The sequence below is a fragment of the Lactobacillus sp. UBA5813 genome, assembly GCF_002417895.1.
In the GTDB taxonomy this organism is placed as follows: Bacteria; Bacillota; Bacilli; order Lactobacillales; family Lactobacillaceae; genus Lactobacillus; species Lactobacillus amylolyticus.
Window position 1 is genome coordinate 47,551 of record NZ_DICZ01000027.1, and the last position, 14,925, is coordinate 62,475.

General features: G+C 38.5%; 13 protein-coding genes and 4 pseudogenes. 2 read left to right on the forward strand and 15 right to left on the reverse strand.

The genetic code is table 11. The features are described 5' to 3' along the window. Nucleotides 1-366: 366 nt before the first annotated feature. Nucleotides 367-1,419, reverse strand: coding sequence for a C39 family peptidase (locus B2008_RS05355; RefSeq protein ID WP_281828332.1), 1,053 nt, complete (start codon nt 1,417-1,419; stop codon nt 367-369). A 57-nt stretch (nt 1,420-1,476) separates the two neighbouring features. Beyond that, a pseudogene (locus B2008_RS05360) lies at nt 1,477-2,006 on the reverse strand (C40 family peptidase); the annotation flags it as partial. A 357-nt stretch (nt 2,007-2,363) separates the two neighbouring features. Here B2008_RS05360 and B2008_RS05365 point away from each other — a divergent pair. Further along, nucleotides 2,364-3,470, forward strand: a complete 1,107-nt coding sequence (locus tag B2008_RS05365; RefSeq protein ID WP_281828334.1) for a glycosyltransferase — start codon at nt 2,364-2,366, stop codon at nt 3,468-3,470. A 377-nt stretch (nt 3,471-3,847) separates the two neighbouring features. On the opposite strand, the gene B2008_RS05370 is transcribed toward B2008_RS05365, so the two are convergent. The 4 genes and pseudogenes from B2008_RS05370 to B2008_RS05385 all read right to left on the reverse strand — a co-directional run. Beyond that, a complete protein-coding gene (locus B2008_RS05370) occupies nt 3,848-4,702 on the reverse strand; it encodes a metallophosphoesterase family protein (RefSeq protein ID WP_281828335.1) in 855 nt (284 codons plus the stop codon). A gap of 138 nt (nt 4,703-4,840) precedes the next feature. Beyond that, nucleotides 4,841-5,554, reverse strand: coding sequence for a YSIRK-type signal peptide-containing protein (locus B2008_RS05375; RefSeq protein ID WP_281828336.1), 714 nt, complete (start codon nt 5,552-5,554; stop codon nt 4,841-4,843). A 298-nt stretch (nt 5,555-5,852) separates the two neighbouring features. Continuing rightward, a complete protein-coding gene (locus B2008_RS05380) occupies nt 5,853-6,335 on the reverse strand; it encodes a DUF7679 family protein (RefSeq protein ID WP_281828337.1) in 483 nt (160 codons plus the stop codon). Nucleotides 6,336-6,556: 221 nt separating this feature from the next. Next, nucleotides 6,557-6,879, reverse strand: a pseudogene (locus tag B2008_RS05385) (HAD hydrolase family protein); the annotation flags it as partial. Here B2008_RS05385 and B2008_RS05390 point away from each other — a divergent pair. Then, a pseudogene (locus B2008_RS05390) lies at nt 6,851-7,103 on the forward strand (helix-turn-helix domain-containing protein); the annotation flags it as partial. The pseudogenes B2008_RS05385 and B2008_RS05390 sit on opposite strands and share 29 nt — an antisense overlap. A 27-nt stretch (nt 7,104-7,130) precedes the next feature. On the opposite strand, the gene recQ reads toward B2008_RS05390, so the two are convergent. From recQ to B2008_RS05435, 9 genes and pseudogenes are all read right to left on the reverse strand, one after another. After that, nucleotides 7,131-8,903 carry a DNA helicase RecQ gene (gene recQ / locus B2008_RS05395; RefSeq protein ID WP_281828339.1) on the reverse strand — a complete coding sequence of 591 codons (1,773 nt, stop codon included), beginning with the start codon at nt 8,901-8,903 and terminating at the stop codon, nt 7,131-7,133. 291 nt (nt 8,904-9,194) lie between these two features. Next, nucleotides 9,195-9,902 (reverse strand): biotin--[acetyl-CoA-carboxylase] ligase, encoded by a 708-nt coding sequence (locus B2008_RS05400; RefSeq protein WP_281828340.1) that lies wholly within the window; start codon nt 9,900-9,902, stop codon nt 9,195-9,197. 1 nt (nt 9,903) lies between these two features. Next, a complete protein-coding gene (gene fabI, locus B2008_RS05405; protein ID WP_281828341.1) occupies nt 9,904-10,662 on the reverse strand; it encodes an enoyl-ACP reductase FabI in 759 nt (252 codons plus the stop codon). 8 nt (nt 10,663-10,670) lie between these two features. Continuing rightward, nucleotides 10,671-11,442, reverse strand: a pseudogene (gene accA / locus B2008_RS05410) (carboxyltransferase subunit alpha). Beyond that, a complete protein-coding gene (locus B2008_RS05415) occupies nt 11,435-12,286 on the reverse strand; it encodes an acetyl-CoA carboxylase carboxyltransferase subunit beta (protein ID WP_281828342.1) in 852 nt (283 codons plus the stop codon). Before B2008_RS05415 ends, accA begins: the two are co-directional and overlap by 8 nt. Continuing rightward, complete coding sequence (locus tag B2008_RS05420; RefSeq protein WP_345739785.1) at nt 12,264-13,211, reverse strand: ATP-grasp domain-containing protein; 948 nt, start codon at nt 13,209-13,211, stop codon at nt 12,264-12,266. The genes B2008_RS05415 and B2008_RS05420 overlap by 23 nt, the downstream gene beginning before the upstream one ends. After that, the gene (locus tag B2008_RS05425; protein ID WP_281828343.1) at nt 13,106-13,747 is read right to left on the reverse strand and encodes an SDR family NAD(P)-dependent oxidoreductase; all 642 of its coding nucleotides are present in this window, start codon (nt 13,745-13,747) and stop codon (nt 13,106-13,108) included. Before B2008_RS05425 ends, B2008_RS05420 begins: the two co-directional genes overlap by 106 nt. Continuing rightward, on the reverse strand, nt 13,731-14,675 hold the full coding sequence (locus tag B2008_RS05430; protein ID WP_281828344.1) for an ACP S-malonyltransferase: 945 nt from the start codon (nt 14,673-14,675) through the stop codon (nt 13,731-13,733). Before B2008_RS05430 ends, B2008_RS05425 begins: the two co-directional genes overlap by 17 nt. Then, nucleotides 14,675-14,920 (reverse strand): acyl carrier protein, encoded by a 246-nt coding sequence (locus B2008_RS05435; RefSeq protein ID WP_006351368.1) that lies wholly within the window; start codon nt 14,918-14,920, stop codon nt 14,675-14,677. The genes B2008_RS05430 and B2008_RS05435 overlap by 1 nt, the downstream gene beginning before the upstream one ends. Between the last annotated feature and the right edge of the window lie 5 nt (nt 14,921-14,925).

Here is a 14,925-nt window from a genome sequence, read left to right on the forward strand (position 1 = left end):
AGAGATACATGCTTGTTTTTTCTAATTTCTTTGAATTTTGGACCAATTAATTTATTAATCTTTGTATTTCTTTTTTTCAATGAAAGGACCTCAAATGTTAAACAATAAATTTAAACTCTTTTTACTCTCTATTATTATTGGTTTTACGTTCTGTTTCAAAAAGCATTCATCTCCTAAGATTCGCTAAAAATAGTGTGATGTTATTATGTCCTTATATTTTATTATAACATTAGCTGATTTTTTAGTTGCTTTAAAGTGCTGATTTAAAGCCATTCTTGTCATCATTGCCTAGTGTTATAATGCAATTATAACACTAGCAAAAAACAGTAAAAAAAGAACGAAGCTTTTAGCCTCGCTCTTTTAATTTTAATAGCTTAATGCTCGGTGAGCATCTAATGCCCAGTGAACTTTTAATGTCGACTCTTTGATGTTGCGCTTGGTACCTGTCCAAGGATCCATAAAGTAAATCAAGCCATTATGGTAGCCAGTTAAAGTAATAGCATGGTTGGAAATTCCATCGAACATTCCTACCCACATAACAACGCAGTGTGACCTCAACAATTTCTTTTTAATTGAAGTCATGCTTGCTCCCGTCATTACTTGGCTCGTACCTAAGTAGTGCTTAACCACTGACTTAATTCCGTTTGGTGCTACCCAATAGCCACCTGGCCATTTTTTATAAGGTGAACCGACGAATCCTTTATTAGGATTGCTGCTGTAATGCATTACTTTGGCAGCTTGCTGCTTGGTAACTTTAACTCCGGCAAAGTTGTTCATCATTGTCACTGCAGTAATTTCACATCCGGTCGGCATTTCTGGCAATTGTGAAATTACTTTAGCATAGTTTTTAATGCCGGTAATGGTACCAGATTTATTGATCCAGTAGTAGGCTTTGCTGGTTTTAGTATTTTCAAATTGTCTGTGACCAGCTGAGTTGAGGTAACCGTAAGTCGATTTATTTGGAATCTTTCTAACGCCGGTTAAAACAACGCCATTCTTGTTGAAGACATACCAGTAGGTACCAATCTTTTTATAACCCGTAGTCTTTTTACCATTAACTAGATAATATTTTTTACCATTAATGGTTTTCCAAACTTTAGTAGTAGTCTTGGTAGTTTTAGTCTTTTTCTTGGCAGTTGTCGCAGTTGATGATTGCTTCGAAGAACTAGAACTAGTTGAACTACTGCTCGTACTTGTATTGCTGCTTGAAGAAGATGAGCTTGATTGCTTGTCCGCTTCACTATTGTTTTGATCAGTACTCATACTGCTGCTTGAACTACTATTAGCAACCGCGCTTGATTGGTTTTGGCTGCTACTTGAACTACTGCTTGTTTCGTCAGCATGAGCTAATGGTGCTGATAAAAATGCTGCCATTAATGCTGAACTTGCAATTAAATATTTAAATTTGTTTTTGATCATTGTTTTTATCTCTCAAAATAAAAAAGTAGGTTCTAACAAACATACTTTTATTATGCCTTAAATAAATGGCCTTTTAATACTGCAATGATATTTCGTTGTCCATTAACGATTGGTTGAACCATTACACGTGGTGGCCAACTTTCAATTACACGGTTTCTGCTGATTAAAATTGCAATGTGCCAAATTGTGTGGGTACCTGGTTGGTAGTAAAATACCAAATCACCGCGGCTACGAGCGGAGTATGGAACTCTCTTTAAATGTCTGTCTGCCCATAAGTTTCGTGAATTCCATTCATTGCCTGGATGAGCATGTCCAATTGAGCTTGTTGGAATCGGACTAATTCCACCTGCGTATAATGCTTGCATGACAAGGCCGGAACAATCAACACCGTAGTTAGGGCTAGAAGAACAACCTGCAAGCCATGGTTTACCCATATATTTATATGCTTGGTTGATCATAGCATTGATATGAGCGCTTCGACCTTGCCAAGCTTGAGCTCCCAAAGGTGCTACATATGAATCGATGCCAAACCATGATTTTTTAGAAAAGCCTAATTTAACCCAAGTCTTTTCATTAACATCGCCTGTACCTGCCTTTTGCGTTAAAGCAGCATCATGATACAAACTGGTACTCTTCTTTATTTCAATGATTCTAGGATTAGACTTAAAATAGTTAATATTTTCAACTTGTTTAGTTTCATTTTGACTATCATTACTGGTATTATTTGAAATAGCATATGATGGTTCAGATGAAACTGTATCCGCATTGACTTTAGCTGTTAAAAAAAGTCGTACTCAAAACAGCAGTTGCTAAAACAACTGCAATATTAGTTTTTAAACATTCTATACTCCTCCAAGTATTATATAGCCTACCCCTAGCTTACAGCTAAATTGATCCATTATCAAGTTGAGAGTATAGAACATTATTTATAAAAGGTTGCACCTATGAAAATACTAGTTGTTATTGATGATTATTTTAATCAAAGCAATGGTCTTTGCATTTCGACCCAACGTTTTGTCAGTGAATTTCAACAAATGGGACATGAAGTTCGCATCGTTTCGACCAACTCAAAAGCAGATTATCCTGTTAAAGAACTAATTGTGCCCTTTTTTAGAAAAATCATTGCAAAAGAAAGTTTCCATATGGCTCGGCCACAAAAAAAAGTTCTGTTAAAGGCGATTTCATGGGCAGATCTTGTGCTAATTGAGACGCCCTTCCCTCTTTCCTGGCGAGCAGCAGCCTTGGCCAAAAGGCATGGCAAGCCAGTAGCAGGCACCTTGCATATTTTTCCAGGAAATGTAACAGAACCACTGCACTTAAATTATCGTTTCTTCAATTCCTTCTTTATGTATTTTTTCAAATATGTCTCTTATAAAAATTGTCAGATGATTTTTTGTCCTAGCAAAAAGTTGAGAAACTTAATGGAGCAGTATCATTTTAAACAACCGCTGCAAGTCATTTCCAACGGCATCAGTGAAGCTTTTATCAATAATCCGCGCAAGGAAAAAATCGGTAATCCTTTTACAATTATTTGTATTGGACGCTATTCTGAAGAAAAGCATCAAGCCACTTTATTCAGAGCTTTGCAACACTGTAAACATGCTAATGAATTAAGAGTGATTTTCGCGGGAAAAGGGCCACTGCAACAAGAATATGAAAAACTCGCAGCTAAGCTCTCTTGCGCAGCAGAACTAAGATTTTTCACACCAGAAAAGCTGCGCCAAACTCTAACTAATTGTGATCTAGTTGTTCACTGTGCTGACGTTGAAGTTGAAGGCATGGCATGCATGGAGGCCTTTGCAGCTGGTTGTGTTCCGGTAATTGCTAACGGTAAGCTCTCCGCCACGGCTGATTATGCTTTAGGCAAAGATAATCTTTTCCCTTTTGACGACGATCAAGCCTTAGCAAAGAAAATCAATTACTGGTATGAACATCCAGCAGAACTTAAGCAAATGCGCAGCGACTACCGCAACTATGCTAAAACGTTGACAGTTAAGGCCTCAGCGCAAAAAGAAATCCGCTGTCTTAAAAAAATCGCTAAAAATGTTTAACAGATGCTTAGAAAATAGACGCAAAAAGTTCACAATTAGGGGCTAATCTATAGACAATCCAAAAAGAAAGGATGATTTACATGAGTTTACTTTTAATCGGATTACCTGCGATTATTGGTATCAGCGTATTGTTAATGAAGACTTCAAAGGAGGCAAAGTTAGTAAAAGTTCCAGCTAAGAAGAACTAAAATTCTCTACATTCTTATTTCAAAACATTTATACTCTACACTCTATATACTCTATATACAATTTCTATAACATTCTATTACTCTTATTTTTTAACATTTATTCTTACATTCTTAAATTTTATCCTATACTTTTTATTTTTCCTTATAAAAAAAGGCACTTAACTTCACTTAAGTTAGGTGCCTTTTAATTTACTTTAAAGTATTTTCGTAATTATAAACCTGTTTAATTTTTCCCGCTTGGTCCAATACAACTACATTGCCGTCATTGTGTGGGTACAGCTTGGGATCTGAGTGTGAACCACCATCAGTGAAAATTCGACCTGGTTCATTATCATATTTGATCTCTTTGACCGGATTTAAAGCTGAGCTGTTGATCGTTTTCCCATTATCATATTGACCACTGATTCCGGCCGTGGGCGTATGGCCGGTTACGATCGTCTTGCCAGTTTGATTATGCGCAAAAATCTTCTGCTCTTGATCTGAATACCAGTAATTTTGCCGAGCCCAAATCCGATAAAAATCATAAGTATAATGATGGTGGTGGACATCAAGCACGTGAGCATAGGTTGATGGATCATCGTAGTGTTCGTCTGAACGCACGCCGGCATGAACGAAGATATAATTTGGCGTTTCATACATCATAGGCAAGGAAGAAAGAAATTCATAGTATTTGCTGTTTTGAATTTCTTCAGGACTGGCTACTTTGCCAAAAAGCTGTTTCAGCGTTTCTTTACCACCATTGTAAAACCAAATGCCATCTTGATGTTCTTCGTGATTGGCAAAATTGAGGAGCATCTGTTCATGATTGCCTTTGATAATAAAGGCACCTTGTTCTTTTTTCTTCATTAAATATTCTAAAACATCTTTAACATGATCACGCCCATCGACATAATCACCACCAGTTACTAGCTGAGCCTCCGGATGATCAGCCAAAGCCTGATCGATCAAAGACAATGTTTCAAGGTTGCCATGAATATCAGAAACAAAAATATATTCTGAAGCATCGGAATCGCTTTTTAGAGTTTGTTGGAAATATTTTGTCATGAGAGGATGCTCCTTTCTCTTTCTATAGTTTAGGTGATAATTCATTAAAAGTAAATATCAATATTAAATATAAATGATAAAAAGAGATACTTTATTTGAAGTACCTCTTTTGCTTTCAGTTATGAATATTAGTTGCGTTTACGATCTACAGCCAATCCAATTAAAGCGGCAGCTGATACAAGTATAGTGATAAAGAATATCATTGATATCTTGGTTAACAATGTTCAAAGCATTTCTTACTTCGTTATCTTGTTTCTTTTGACCAGCAACAACTGTTACAGGAACATCGATATCAAAGGATTTTTCAACTTCATTGCCTGCATCATCGTAATCTCGATAACTAACTTTAGCCTTGCCAGTTGTTTTGCCTTCTTTTGAAACATCTGGAGCTTGGTCCCAAGCGATGTTGTAGCTTGAACTGTCATCAGGCTCGATGTAGATATTCTTATTTTGAAGTTCTTCTTGATATTGTTGATTCCATAAACCCTTGATATCAAGATTTGGAGTTTCACCTTCTACAGTAGTTTGTGGTAAGATTTCACCCTTTGTTTCTTGTTCACTTTCTGATGGAGTTGCTTCTTCTTGTTGTGAATCGTCAGTTGGGGAAACTGCTTGATCTGGAGTTTGTTCAGAAGGATTTTCTTCTTGAGCTTGATCATTATTGCTTTCTTGTTGAACAACTTGGTCAGCAGGAGCTTCATCAGCTGAAGCAACTGCACTGTTGCCACCTAAATAAAGAAAACAGCCAATCATTACTGAAGTAGCGCCAATGCTTAACTTTCTAATGCTAAAACGTGAACGACGTTCCGCTTCTTGATTTAACTTTAATTGTGGATTCTTCTTTGATAACATAATCACTTATCTCGATTCTATCTCGTATACTCTCTTGAAATACTCTATCATTTTCTCTTCACGTCTAATATAACACTTTTTTTCAAAATAAAATAACCTCATGTTATTAATTATTTTTTAGGCACTTGCTTAAGGCTTGATTTAGGGCAAGCATATCAAGGCTTTGTATTATAAAAGCTCTGGCAAAAATTTTTAAAATAACAAAATGACACCATATTTTCACACAATTTTCACGCAAAAAAGAGGAGAGTTTATATACGACCTCCTCTTTTAGACATATATAAATAGATAATATTTACTAATACGTTCTCTTTTTTGCCCTTCTTTTTAGCTCATTTATCTGCCACCGGCTGCGGCCAATTTGCTTTTTCATCTGTTTAATCCGCTTTTGCAGCAGCTCATTATGCCAGTAGTTGAGTGCAATCCAAATGGAAAAACGATTGTACCAGCTATAATCATGCTTCAGATAGTTGTATGCATCCCTAAAATCAAGCAGATGTTCCGGCGTTACAAACTGGTTGCGGGTCCAATTCCACTTGTGCGTGCCATGATGTGAGACACTCATTTTGGTAATTTTGCCAACTGTTAGATGAGTCCGATTCATCACGTATTCGGTAGTAGAAACGGTAATATAATTGCCGATCATCTTTTTCTTCCAGTAACGATTATGTTCACGCTCGATCAGAATGCTTTGACGCAGAACGCGACTGATGCAGTACCATTCCTTATTGCCATTAGTAAATTCAATTAATGCCCAGATGTATGTCTTATTTTTTCCCACGATGTTCCTCGATAAAACAAAAGCAGACATTCGATGAATGCCTGTTTTGAAAACGCTGTTCTTACCCTTAATTTTAATAAGTCCTGTTTATTAAGGCAAGAAAAAACAGTAAATTATTTGTGACTGCCGCTACGGTTATTGTCATCAATAGCCAGTGCGCTGACATTTTGGATTTAGTTGGTTCTTGACCAGATCATGGATTAGTATCCGCCTTTGAATAAAGGATCCACGACATTGAATGGCACATGATTTTCTTTAGCAAAGGCGGTCAACCGACGATAATCTCGATTCGATACTAAGTCAAAATTTCGTCATCCGCATTTCTGTCAAAAGCTCCATTAAGAGCAACTGCATATTGATCTTTGCCCTTTATTCCCAATTCATCCATATATGGACAAAGGCCAGCCAGCGGCCGCCCGGAACAAATAACAACTTTAACGCCGTTATCCAGTGCTTTTTTAACTGCCTTTTTAGTAGAAGGTAAAATTTTGCTTGCAGAGTTAAGCAAGATCCCATTTGGCGTTTCGCAAGTTACGCTTAACAATCAGCTTAAACAAAGCAATCAACTGCCCTTGGGCGCATACCTGAAGTTCACTCGTCTATTGCATGCCCGGCAGCTTTTATTAAGTACAGATAAACCAATTGAATATATCGCCAATGAAGTGGGATTTTCCAGTTCACGCGTATTAAATCGCAACTTTAAGAACTGGAAACATAAAAACACCAACTCAGTATCGAAATGAATATAAAAAATATTATCTAGGCTAAAAGAAACCCGAATAAATCGGGTTTCTTTTATTTTTGTTTATCGTTGTAAGCTTTAATCGTTTCTAGCATAATCTTGCCATATTTTTTCATCTTGGCCTGCCCTACACCACTGACTTCCAAAAACTGGCTTTCTGTCTGTGGATTTTTAGCAGTCATATCATGTAAACTATGATCAGAAAAAATCATGAAGGCTGGAACATGCTGTTTTTGTGCCAATTCCAATCGTTTTGCCTTCAGCAATTTGTATAAACTGGATTCAGCCTCTCCTTTGGCAGCAATCGGCCTAATTTCACCTTTACGGAAAACCTGACGCTTACCATCAAGCACGTCCCATCCCGGATTGGTTACATGTACTAATGGGTATTTATCCCCCTCTACTTCCAGGAAGCCATTGGCAATCAGATAATTGATCAAACTTAAGGCCTCATTTTGCCTCATCTTCAAACTGCCAAAATACTGCAATTTTTCAGCCTGTATCTGTTTCATCTTTTGACTTTTAGAACCCGTTACTGCCTGCGCTATGATGTTTTTGCCAAAACGCCCATCAAGTTCATAAACCGTGCCGATAATTTCACGCGCTTCTTTGGTTACATCAACCAATTTCCTTTTGTCCGTACAGTTGGAACATTTACCGCATGGTGCACAATCTTGGCCAAAATAACGCACAATGAATTGCTGCAAGCATTCAGAAGTATTTGCATATTGCGTGATTGCGGCTAATTTGCGGTACTGAACCTTTTTATAGTCATCATTTGCATCGGATTGATCAATGAACCAGCGATAAGTAGCCAGATCCCCAGGATGATATAGCAAAATCGCACTGCAGGGATCGCCATCACGACCAGCCCGTCCTGCTTCTTGATAGTAGCTTTCAATGTTGCGAGCACTATTTGCATGGATAACAAAACGAACATTGCTTTTATCTATCCCCATGCCAAAAGCATTAGTAGCGACGATTACCTGTAAACGATCAAATTGAAAATCATCTTGAATGCGGTCGCGATCTTCAGTAGCCATACCGCCATGATAAGAAGCTGCGGAAATACCTTTTCTCTGCAAGTAGGCAGTTATTTCTTCAACGCGTTTACGGGTATTGGTGTAAACAATTCCTGCCTGATTGACGTGAGCCTTAATATAATCATAAATATAAAGATTATTATCTTTGGGTGAATTGACAACCTGAAAACTTAAATTCGGTCTTACGAAAGAAGTAACAACGTAGTTTTCTTTTTTAATATTCAATTGCTTGGCAATATCATCTTGAACAGCTGGCGTAGCGGTTGCAGTCAAAGCCAAAATATTGGGCTTAGATTTTAATGAATTGATGCCATCCAAGATTTGCCGATAAGCGGGGCGAAAATCATGACCCCATTGTGAGATACAGTGCGCTTCATCAACAGCTACCAAGGACACATCGATAAAATTGAGTTGATAGCGAAAATAATCCATGGCTAAGCGTTCAGGCGTCATATAAAGAAGTTTGATTTTACCCTCATACGCCTGGCGCAAAATCGGATTAACTTCTTCTTGTGGAGTGGCTGAATTCAAAGCCGCAGCCTCAATCCCGTTTTGGTGAAGAGAATCGATTTGATCTTTCATTAAAGAGATCAACGGTGAAATAGCCAAAGTGACTCCGGAATTTAAAAGTGCTGGTATCTGATAGCACAGTGATTTGCCTGCACCTGTAGGCATCACGGCAAGGACATTTTGACGTTGTAAAACTAAATTGATGACTTTTTCCTGTCCAGGGCGAAAAACTTTGTAGCCGAAGACATTTCGTAAAATTCGTTGTGCATTCATACTAATTATTATCAACTATTTTAAAAGCATTTTTCAAGAGCGGACGCTCTTTTCGAACAATATGTGTGGATTAAATTATGAATTGACGATAAATACCGGTATTATAGGATTCTTCTAATGTTTCGCAGTGGTGATTTCACAAAAATAGCGCACTAATAGTATTTAGTGCGCTTCCATTTTTGATTATTTGCAGCATTTTTGTTTCATTGCTGAACAATTGCTGCTTTTTTAACGATTATTGTTCTTACAGATAAGATACCAAGTTTAGATGTGAATGGCAATTAAAAACACTTATTTTTCCAAATCTACTTTATCGATTTCGCCGCTGGAAAAATGGAGCAGCCGATGTTGAATATCTACAAGCAGGCAACCTTGGTCATCTATGTTTACAACGCAACCTGCATATCTTTTTTGCCCTTGATGCAGGCTAACCTGACGCCCAATTACGCAAGACAATTTGCGATACTCATCCAAAAAATCAATTTGATCATAGTTCTGAACTGCAAACAAGACATTTTTAATTAAAAACTGTTCAAGTTTTTCACGGTCAAAACTTTGATCAATGCTGCCAGCCTTTTTTGCAATAGCCTTTGGAAATTTTGTAGTGGTAAGGTTGATGCCGAAGCCAACCACTAAGCCAGCGGCAACTTTTTCAACTAAAATGCCCGCGATCTTGCGCTGATTCAGATAGATGTCATTCACCCATTTTAATTTGAATGATTTATTGGGGAAAAGTTTTTGCAAGACTTCAACAATTTTTACGGCAATAAAAGGCGTCATCAGTCCTGCCTTAGCAGAATCAAGGTCAAATTTTGGCAATGCAATACTAAAGTACATGCCAGTTTTGGCAGGAGAATAGAAATCTCTTCCTTGTTTGCCATAACCATTAGTCTGACTGTCTGCGACAAAGGCAGCAGCAATTCCATTCGGATTATTCTTAAGATATTCTTTCGCTAAATCCTGAGTTGAAGATACCTGCTCAAAATGAAAAACTTGCATTTTATTTTAAGTGAACGCCTTTATCAACGAAAATTACATCACCAGTCAAGCCGGTAGCCAAATCACTCATTAAGAAGGCACAAGTGTTGCCCACCTCTTCTCTAGTGACATTGACACCATCAACTGTTTCGCTCTGAGAAATTTTAAGCAAGTCAGCATGACCTTTTATACCAGATACGGCAAGCGTTCTCATTGCCCCAGCCGAAATCGCATTAACACGGATGCCTTTTTCACCCAAATCACGGGCTAAATAACGCATAGCTGATTCAAGTGCGGCTTTTGCAATACCCATTGTGTTGTAGTTTGGCAATGCTCGATCACTGCCCATGTATGTCAAAGTGACAATGCTGGAAGGATTATTCAAAATCTTGACCCCTTCTTTAGCCACAGCAAGCAGTGAATAAGCTGATACGTCAAGCGCTTGACTAAAGCCATCCCGGGTTGAATTGAGAATTGAACCGCCTAATTCTTCTTTTTTAGCAAAAGCAATCACATGGACAATACCATCAATTTTGCCAAAACGCTTTGCAACTTCGCCAAAGGCAGCTTCAAGACTGTCATCACTGGAAACATCACATTCGATTAACCGATCTTCATAAGTCACCAGTTTAGAAATAAATTTCTTAAGTCTTTCATTTTGGTAAGTATAAATGACTTCCACACCCTGTTTTGCCATCGCTTGCGCACATCCCCAAGCAATGGAACGATTATTTGCAACTCCCATGACAAGGATCTTTTTTCCGTCTAAAATACCACTCATTTTTTCACCTAAAACTTTCTGTATCTCTCGTAGCGTCTTGCCAACAATTCCGTATCCGATAGGCTCTGCAGCTTTTTCAATTCTTTTTGCAGCACATCATCAATTTCATCGCATACTTGCTGATGATCTTCAGGTTCATCAATGATGCCTTCAATTACCTTAAATTTGAGCAAATCCTGCGGCGTCAATTTCATTACGTCTGCTGCTTGGACTGCTTTTTTAGCATCTTTCCATAAAATCGAAGCAAAACCTTCTGGTGACAAAACAGAATAAATACTGTTTTTCATCATCCAAACCTCATCGCCGCAAGCCAATGCCAAGGCTCCGCCAGAACCGCCTTCACCATACATGATGGTAATAATTGGCGTTTTCGCTTGGCCAATTTGCAGCAGGTTTTGGGCAATTGCTTGTCCCTGACCATTTTCCTCAGCACTTTTTTCCTGGATAGGCGCCGGCCGTATCAACGAACAAAATAACTGGACGATGAAATTTGGCCGCGTTTTTTACCAAACGACAAGCCTTGCGATAGCCGGTAGGTTCAGGTTGGCCAAAATGTTTTTGCATTCTTTCGTTTAAGCTGTGACCACGACTAGTTGTAATTACAGTTACAGTTTGACCATGAAAAGTAGCTAGCCCACTTACAATTGCCGGATCATCGCCACTCAAGCGATCCCCATGCAGTTCAAAAAAGTCGGGAAACAAGCGCTGCCGAATTTCGTGACCAGAAATATGTTTCTCATCTCTAGCTGCTTTTACAATATCCATTGCTGTCTCAGTCATTATTTTCACCACCAAACTGAAGTAGCCAAGCTAAAGTTTTCTTTTCATCCTGACGTTTAACAACATGATCAATGAAGCCGTGCTTTAACACATTTTCAGCATCTTGCATGTCAGCTGCCAATTTTTCATGAATCGTTTGCTCAATTACGCGTCGACCAGCAAATCCAACCATCGCATGTGGTTCGGCTAAAATAATGTCGCCCTCACTAGCAAAACTGGCCGTGACCCCGCCAGTAGTTGGATCAGTTAAAACCACTATATACAAAAGTCCGGCTTGAGAATGCTTAGCTACTGCATTTGTAACTTTTGCCATCTGCATTAAAGAAAGAATCCCTTCTAGCATGCGCGCACCCCCTGAAGCTGTGAAAAGGACAACCGGCAATTTTTTCTCCGTTGCTTTTTCAAACAATCGACTTAATTTTTCACCGGTCATTTGTCCGAGTGAGCCCATAATGAAAGTTGGATCCATGATGCCTAGCGCAAATTGCTGACCTTGGATTGTTGCTAAACCAGTCATTACGGCTTCATTTAAACCGCTAGTTTTTTTAGCTTTAGCAATTTTTTGATCATAATTTGGAAAATGCAATGGATCAGATGGAGAAATTTCACTATCCCATTCCTCAAAGTCATCAAGCAGCCACTTGCTTCGTTTTTTTGCGGAAATTCGAAAACCATAATCACATTCGGGGCATGTTGCATATTGATCTAATTGGTTGGCAAATATTTCATGACCACACTTCGGACATTTTTTAATTAAGCCATCGGGAACCCGGTCATCTGCACTCTTGTTTGCTTTGACGTGCTTTTCAGTCAAAGTATTCTTATGCTGAAATAGCTTGACCATGCAAGTGCTCCTTCCATTGCGGCAAGAATTTTTGCTCTAAGTATGTATTAGTGAATTCACCTTTTACAAAACCAGGATCTGCAAGAATTGCTAAGTGAAATTCTTGGTTGGTATTGATACCGCGAATTACCATTTCTTTTAATAAACGGCGCATTTTGGCGATTGCTTCGCTGCGAGTTTTTCCAAAAGCAACAACTTTCGCGATCATTGAGTCATAAAATGGTGAAATTACTTCACCTTGATACAAAGCTGAATCAATTCTCATCCCTGGGTTGCCAACTGGCAAGTAAAGATAGTCAACGCGGCCTACTGATGGCATGAAATCATTAGCTGGATTTTCAGCGTTGATTCGGCATTCAATTGCGTGTCCCTTTGCCTTTAAATCAGTTTGACTGAATGGCAGCTTTTCACCAGCGGCTACCTTGATTTGTGACTTGACCAAATCAACACCAGTAACCATTTCAGTTATAGTGTGTTCAACCTGAATTCTGGTATTCATTTCCATAAAGTAGAAATTATGATCTTGATCCATCAAGAATTCAATCGTCCCTGTGTTGACATAGTCAGCAGCTTCTGCGGCTTGAACGGCGATCTTTCCTAACTTGCTTCGTTCTTGATCGGTAATTAAATCACATGGACTTTCTTCCAGCACTTTTTGCTTATTTCTTTGCAATGAACAATCACGTTCAGGGAAATAAACGGTGTTGCCAAATGAGTCCCTAAAAATCTGCACCTCAATATGCTTTACATTTTGCATAACTTTTTCAAGATACATTCTATCGTCGCCAAAGTCAGTCTTAGCTTCACTTTGGGCAGAGGCTAAAGCTGTAGCCATTTCTTCAGGTTTAGCAACTTGACGAATTCCTTTTCCGCCACCACCAGCTGCGGCCTTAAGCAAAACAGGATAGCCGATTTTAGCAGCAATTTGCTTTGCTTCCTCAGCTGAATTGATAAAACCGGTGCTGCCTTTGTAAAGCCGATCAATCCAGCTTTTGCTGCAGCATAATTTGCTTGCCCGGCATTGCCATGAAGCCCAACGATACTTGCCATATTGATAATGCAGCCGCTGCGCTCACGATTCATTTTTTTGATAATTGCTTTAGTCAAGAAAAATGGGACGCGCAAGTCAAGATCAATTACTTGGTTAAAATCATCATCACGCATGCCAATCAGCATTTTGTCGCGATTAATTCCAGCATTGTTAACCAAAATATCAATTTTGCCATATAAATCCCAAGCTGTTTTTGCAAAATCTTTCAAATTGCTTTGCATTAAATCTGCGGATAAATATTGGTAATCAGCGGACAAATCAGAAAGTGCTTCTTGAAATTCGGGGTCAAGGTCTGGATGTCGACCATTGATAATTACCTTTGCTCCCTTTTTTGCGAAGGCTAACGCCATGCTTTTGCCAATTCCGCGAGTAGAGCCGGTAATCAAAACTACTTTATTTTTCAGTTTCATGTATTGCCTCAACGAATTCTTGATATTCTTTTAAATCGCCAATGCGATAGCTTTCTAAGTCGCGGTCGATTTGGTGAGCAAAACTTGATAGCGTCTTGCCTGGTCCGATTTCCAACGTTGCATCGATGTGCTCATGATCAATTAAATATTGCAGACAAGCACCAAAATGCGTTGGAACAGCTAGCTGCTTCTCCATGATTTCTTTCCAATTTCCATCAAAAGGCTGAGCCGTAGTATTTGAAACGACCATAATCTTGTTTTTGGCAAAGTCTACATTAGCTAAACGATCATGCATCTTCTTGCTTGCTTCATTAAACAAAGGAGTATGAAAGGCACCGTTAACGCGCAAGAGTAAAGCCCGTTTAGCTGCAACTTGATCATTGATTTCTTTTACTGCAGCAGCAACGGCATTCTTTTCACCACCGATGACTACTTGCTTTGGTGAGTTAAAGTTTGATAAATAAACTTGCTCTCCATCTTCTTGCAGCTTAGACAAGATTGCTTTGACTTTTGACAAATCTGGTTTGATTAAAGCAGCCATTCCGCTAGCAACTCGATCAGCGTCTATTTGCATGTATTTTGCGCGATCACTAACAAGGGAGATCGTCTCTTTAAGCGAAAGTGCACCGCTAGCAAACATTGCACCGTATTCACCAAGTGAAAGGCCAACCATGCCAGCAATATTCAATTCAGGAAGATCACGCATGAGCATGCGATAAATGCCGGCTTCAAAGGATACCAAGGCGGGCTGAACGTGAACTGTTTTTTTAAGTTCATCATTTTCACTTTTGAAATCAGCTACGATATTTTGACCACTGGCACTACTTGCTTCATCAATAGTCTCTGCAAAAAGCGAATCAGCTAGTAAATCTAGACCCATACCAGCTTTTTGCGCACCTTGACCACTAAATAGAACTGCAAACTTCATTATTTTTGCTTTTCCATTTGAGCTTGTACAAAGTCAACCAATTGACTGATTGTTTGAATTGAATCATCAGCATCCAATTCAATGTCATATTTGTCTTCAAGTTCATTTAAAATTTCAAACAAATCCAAGCTGTCAGCATCTAAATCTTCTTTGATGTTAGTGTCCATTGTAATTTTTTCTGGTTCAACATCTAATTCATCTTGAGCAATATCTTGAACATCTTTTAAAATTTCTTCTTTAGTCATAATTT

Coding starts and splice junctions, on each gene's coding strand:
- B2008_RS05355 (WP_281828332.1), bottom strand. CDS start 1,419: ATGATCAAAAACAAATTTAAATATTTAATTGCAAGTTCAGCATTAATG.
- B2008_RS05365 (WP_281828334.1), top strand. CDS start 2,364: ATGAAAATACTAGTTGTTATTGATGATTATTTTAATCAAAGCAATGGT.
- B2008_RS05370 (WP_281828335.1), bottom strand. CDS start 4,702: ATGACAAAATATTTCCAACAAACTCTAAAAAGCGATTCCGATGCTTCA.
- B2008_RS05375 (WP_281828336.1), bottom strand. CDS start 5,554: ATGTTATCAAAGAAGAATCCACAATTAAAGTTAAATCAAGAAGCGGAA.
- recQ (WP_281828339.1), bottom strand. CDS start 8,903: ATGAATGCACAACGAATTTTACGAAATGTCTTCGGCTACAAAGTTTTT.
- B2008_RS05400 (WP_281828340.1), bottom strand. CDS start 9,902: ATGCAAGTTTTTCATTTTGAGCAGGTATCTTCAACTCAGGATTTAGCG.
- fabI (WP_281828341.1), bottom strand. CDS start 10,662: ATGAGTGGTATTTTAGACGGAAAAAAGATCCTTGTCATGGGAGTTGCA.
- B2008_RS05415 (WP_281828342.1), bottom strand. CDS start 12,286: ATGGTCAAGCTATTTCAGCATAAGAATACTTTGACTGAAAAGCACGTC.
- B2008_RS05425 (WP_281828343.1), bottom strand. CDS start 13,747: ATGAAACTGAAAAATAAAGTAGTTTTGATTACCGGCTCTACTCGCGGA.
- B2008_RS05430 (WP_281828344.1), bottom strand. CDS start 14,675: ATGAAGTTTGCAGTTCTATTTAGTGGTCAAGGTGCGCAAAAAGCTGGT.
- B2008_RS05435 (WP_006351368.1), bottom strand. CDS start 14,920: ATGACTAAAGAAGAAATTTTAAAAGATGTTCAAGATATTGCTCAAGAT.